This window comes from Nocardia sp. NPDC046763, from assembly GCF_040645495.1.
Taxonomy (GTDB): Bacteria; Actinomycetota; Actinomycetes; order Mycobacteriales; family Mycobacteriaceae; genus Nocardia.
Genome location: NZ_JBEYYI010000078.1, coordinates 1 through 4,766, shown reverse-complemented (window position 1 = coordinate 4,766; position 4,766 = coordinate 1). Strand labels below are relative to the sequence as shown.

The 4,766-nt window shown below is 69.3% G+C and carries 1 protein-coding gene; it reads left to right on the top strand.

The genetic code is table 11. The features are described from left to right. Positions 1–48: 48 nt before the first annotated feature. The coding region (locus ABZ909_RS43415) for a type I polyketide synthase (RefSeq protein WP_357012320.1) at positions 49–4,766 on the top strand (4,718 nt) is incomplete at its 3' end.

Genomic DNA, 4,766 nt, shown 5'->3' with positions numbered 1-4,766 from the left:
ACCGAGGCGGTGGCGTGGCCGGAGGTGGATCGTCCGCGTCGTGCTGGTGTGTCCTCGTTCGGTATCAGCGGCACCAATGCCCATGTCATCGTCGAACAGGCTCCGGCGGCGGCCCCGGCTCCGGCGGCCAGGACGGCCCCGGCCGGTGCAGTGCTGCCGTGGGTGCTTTCGGCACGTACTGCCGAGGCCCTTGCCGATCAGGCTGCCCGCCTGACGTCCCATGCGGACGACCACGACCCGATCGACATCGGCTTCTCGCTCGTGACTTCGAGAGTGCTGTTCGACCATCGCGCCGTCGTTTTGTCCCCCGAGCACGACGGCCTGCGGGCAGGCACTCGAGCGCTGGGGCGCGGCGAAACGACTCCGGGTGTGGTGTCCGGTCGGGTGAATCCGGGTTCGACGGGTGCGGTGTTCTCGGGTCAGGGTGCGCAGTGGGCCGGTATGGCCACCGAGCTGCGTGCGGCGTACCCGGTGTTCGCCGAGGCGTTCGACGCGATCGTCGCCGAGCTGGATCCGATGCTGGGGCAGTCGGTTTCGCTGAGTACAGCACTGGCCAGTGCCGACCTCGTCGACCAGACGGTGTACGCGCAGGCAGGGTTGTTCGCGTTCGAGGTGGCGTTGTTCCGACTGCTCGAATCCTGGGGTGTGCGCGCCGATGTCGTGGCCGGTCACTCGATCGGAGAAGTCGCTGCCGCCCACGTCGCGGGTGTGCTGTCTCTGGTGGATGCGTGTGTGCTGGTGGCCGCGCGTGGCCGGTTGATGCAGGCATTGCCCACAGGTGGCGCAATGGTCGCTGTAGGTGCCGCCGAGACCGACGTTCGGGCGCTGCTCGCGGCCGGCGACGTGCCGACCGGTGCGGTGTCGATCGCGGCGGTCAATGGCCCGTCGTCGGTCGTGCTCTCCGGCGTGGAAGCTGCTGTCGTGGCTGTCGCCGAGCGGTGTGCAGGGCAGGGATGGCGGACGCGCCGGTTGCGGGTCTCGCATGCCTTCCATTCGGCCTCGATGGAGCCGATGCTTGCCGAATTCGCCTCGGCGATAGCGGGTTTGGCCTTCCGAAGCCCGACCATCCCGTTGGTGTCGACGGTGACCGGTGCCCGGATCGGTGACGAGATGTCGGATCCGTCGTACTGGGTCGGTCAGGTCCGGGACACGGTGCGTTTCGCCGATGCGGTCATCGCCATGGCGGGTATGGGTGTATCCAGATTCGCCGAGGTCGGGCCCGACGCGGTGCTGACCCCGATGGTCGCCCAGACTCTCGATGACGGCGCTGCCGCGGTGGTCGCGTTGGCGCGTCGTGGTCAGGCGGATGCGTCGGCTGTGCTGGGTGGAGTGGCCGGGCTGTTCGTGACCGGCGCTCACGTCGACTGGGCCGGCCGCTACGCCGGTACCGGAGCCGAGCGAATCGACCTGCCCACCTACGCTTTCCAGCGCAGCCGCTATTGGATGCTCGACGGCTCCGCCGCCGGCGGTGACGCCCGGGCCATCGGTCTCGCCGCCACCGGGCACCCCCTGGCCTCGGTGGTCGTGTCCCAGCCGGATTCCGACGCGGTGACCCTCACCGGCCGGTTGTCGGTGCAGGCACACCCCTGGCTCGCCGACCACATGGTCATGGACACCGTGCTGTTCCCCGGTACCGGTCTGGTCGAACTCGCCCTGCACGCTGGCGAACAGGTGGGCTGCTCGACCCTCGAGGAACTGGTTCTCCAGGTCCCGCTGGCACTCCCGGAGTCCGCGGGACTCGCGGTGCGCGTGGTGGCCGGTGCTCCGGACGAGACCGGCCGTCGCGCGGTGCGGATCTTCTCCCGCCCCGAGGACGGCGTCGATGCGGCGCCATCGTGGACCTTGCACGCCGAAGGTGTGCTCGCACCGGGAATCGGCAGTGCGCCTGTCGATCTGGCGCAATGGCCGCCCGCCGGCGCGGTCGCCGTGGACATCGACGGTGCGTACGACTCGCTCGACGCGCAGGGCTACCACTACGGTCCGGTGTTCCAGGCACTGAAGTCGGTGTGGCGCGCCGCCGACGGGCTGCTCTACGCCGAGGTCGAACTGCCCGAGGCGGCTCGCGCCGAGGCGGAGCGGTTCGGTCTGCATCCGGCTTTGCTGGATGCGGCGTTGCACGCGTTGCGTTTTGCCGAGGACACATCGGCGGAGGGCGCCGGGCTGGCGCTGCCGTTCCAGTGGTCCGGTGTCACCGTGCACGCGGCCGGCGCCGACGCACTGCGAGTCCGGCTCACCCGAGCCGGTGAGCACGGCGTCGCCATCGATCTGGCGGACTCGACCGGTGCTCCGGCGGCCACCGTGCGGCACTTGGCGTCCCGGCCGATCGATCCCGCGCAGCTGACCACCGGCGCATCCGTCGTCGGCAATGGGCTGTTCCAGATCGACTGGCCGCCGATCACGGTGCGTCCTGCCGAGGTCACCGCCGTAGCGTGGCCGGATCTCGGTGAGAAGGTCCCGCCGGTGGTCGTGCTGGAATGCCCCACGGGCAACGATTCCGCCGCCATTCATGCTGCGACGCACGACGTTCTGGAAATCCTCCAGTCCTGGACCGCAGACCGGCGATTCACCGAATCGGTGCTGGTGGTTCGAACCAGCGGCGCGGTTTCGGTTGCCGGGGAAGACATTACGAACCTGGCCGGTGCGGCCGTGGGTGGTCTGGTCCGCTCCGCGCAGGCGGAGAACCCCGGCCGGATCGTATTGATCGACAGCGACTCCGCGCTCGACGGGCTGCTCGGCGGCATCGTGGCCGCGGCCGAACCGCAGGTGGCCGTGCGCGACGGGCAGGTGCACATCGCGCGGTTGGGCCGAGCGGCCGCCGCCGGGGCGATCGCCGCTCCCGCCTTCGATCCGGACGACACTGTTCTGATCACCGGCGCGGGCGGGTTGCTCGCCGGGATGTTCGCCCGGCATCTGGTCGCCACCCGCGGTGTCCGTCGCTTGCTGCTGTTGAGCAGGCGCGGCGAATTCGCCCCCGGCGCTGCGGAACTCGGGGCGGAGTTGCGGCAGCTGGGTGCCGAGTTCGAGTTCGCCGCATGTGATGTCGCCGATCGTGGCGCCCTCGCCGAGGTGCTGGCAGGCGTGCCCGCCGATCGTCCGCTCACTGGCGTGTTCCACATGGCCGGTGTCCTCGATGACGGTGCGATCGCGTCGCTGACCCCGGCTCGGATGGATACGGTGCTGGGGCCCAAGGTCGATGCCGCGCTGCATCTGCACGAACTCACCGCCGGACTGCCATTGCGGGCGTTCGTGCTGTTCAGCTCGGTCGCCGGTGCCTTCGGCAACCCCGGTCAGGGCAACTATGCCGCGGCCAACGCATGCCTGGATGCGCTGGCGGCACACCGCAGGGCTTCGGGTAGCCGCGGTAGTTCTCTGGCCTGGGGCCTGTGGGACGGAGGCATGGCCGGGCAACTCAGCGACGTTGACCGCCAACGCCTTTCGCGTTCGGGCATGCTGCCGCTGCCGGAGCAACAGGGCCTCGCGCTGTTCGATGCCGCACTCGGGATCGACGCGGCGGCTCCGGTCCTTGCCCGCCTCGATTTCGAGAGCATCCGCAGCGCGGGTACTGCCGCGCCGACGCTCTTCGCGAGCCTGATCCCGGCTCGCCGCAAAGCGGCCTCGGGCGCCTTCACGGCGCTGCGGGCTCGTCTGGCGAACACTCCCGAGAGTGAACGTTTCGATGTGCTCGTGGAGATCGTGCGTGCGCAGGTCGCCACGATTCTCGGTCATCAGAACGTGAATGCGGTCGCGGCGGACAAAGCCTTCGGTGAGTTGGGCTTCGATTCGATCACCGCCATCGAGTTCCGCAACACTCTCAAAGCCGTCACGGGGTTGCAGTTGCCCGCGACCTTGGTGTTCGACTACCCGACACCCCAGGCCCTGGCGAAGTATCTGGCCGACGAATTCGCCGGCACCAGCCGGGACGTCGAGGTGGCGGCCAGCAGAGCCGTCGACTCGGACCCGATCGCCGTCGTCGGCATGGCCTGCCGCTACCCCGGAGGCGTCACGTCCCCCGAGGAACTGTGGGAACTGGTCCGGGTCGGCGGGGATGCGGTGTCGGCACTCCCGACCGATCGAGGCTGGGACATCACCGGCATCTACGACCCGGAACCGGGCCGCGCGGGCAAGTCCTACACCCGGGAAGGCGGATTCCTGCACACCGCTGCGGAATTCGACGCGGACTTCTTCGGCATCGGCCCCAACGAAGCCACGATGATGGATCCGCAACAGCGGCAACTCCTGGAAACGACCTGGGAGGCGCTGGAACGCGCCGGCGTCGATCCGGCGGTGCTGCGCGGCAGTTCGACCGGTGTGTTCACCGGCGTGATGTACCACGACTACGCCCAGGGCAGCGGGAACAGCGCGACCGGCAGTCTCGTCTCCGGTCGCATCGCCTACACCCTGGGATTGGAGGGCCCCGCCGTCTCGGTCGACACCGCCTGCTCGTCGTCCCTGGTGGCAATGCATCTGGCCGCGCAATCACTGCGGTCCGGTGAATGCGACCTGGCTCTGGCCGGTGGTGTGGCGGTGATGGCCACGCCGGAGACCTTCGTGGAGTTCAGTCGTCAGCGCGGGCTCGCACCGGATGGGCGGTGTAAGTCCTTCTCCGACGCGGCCGATGGTGTCGGGTGGTCGGAGGGCGCCGGGATGCTGGTGCTGGAACGACTTTCTGACGCGCAGCGCAATGGGCACCAGGTGCTGGCGGTGATCGCCGGTTCGGCGGTGAATCAGGATGGCGCGTCGAATGGTCTGACCGCGCCGAACGGTCC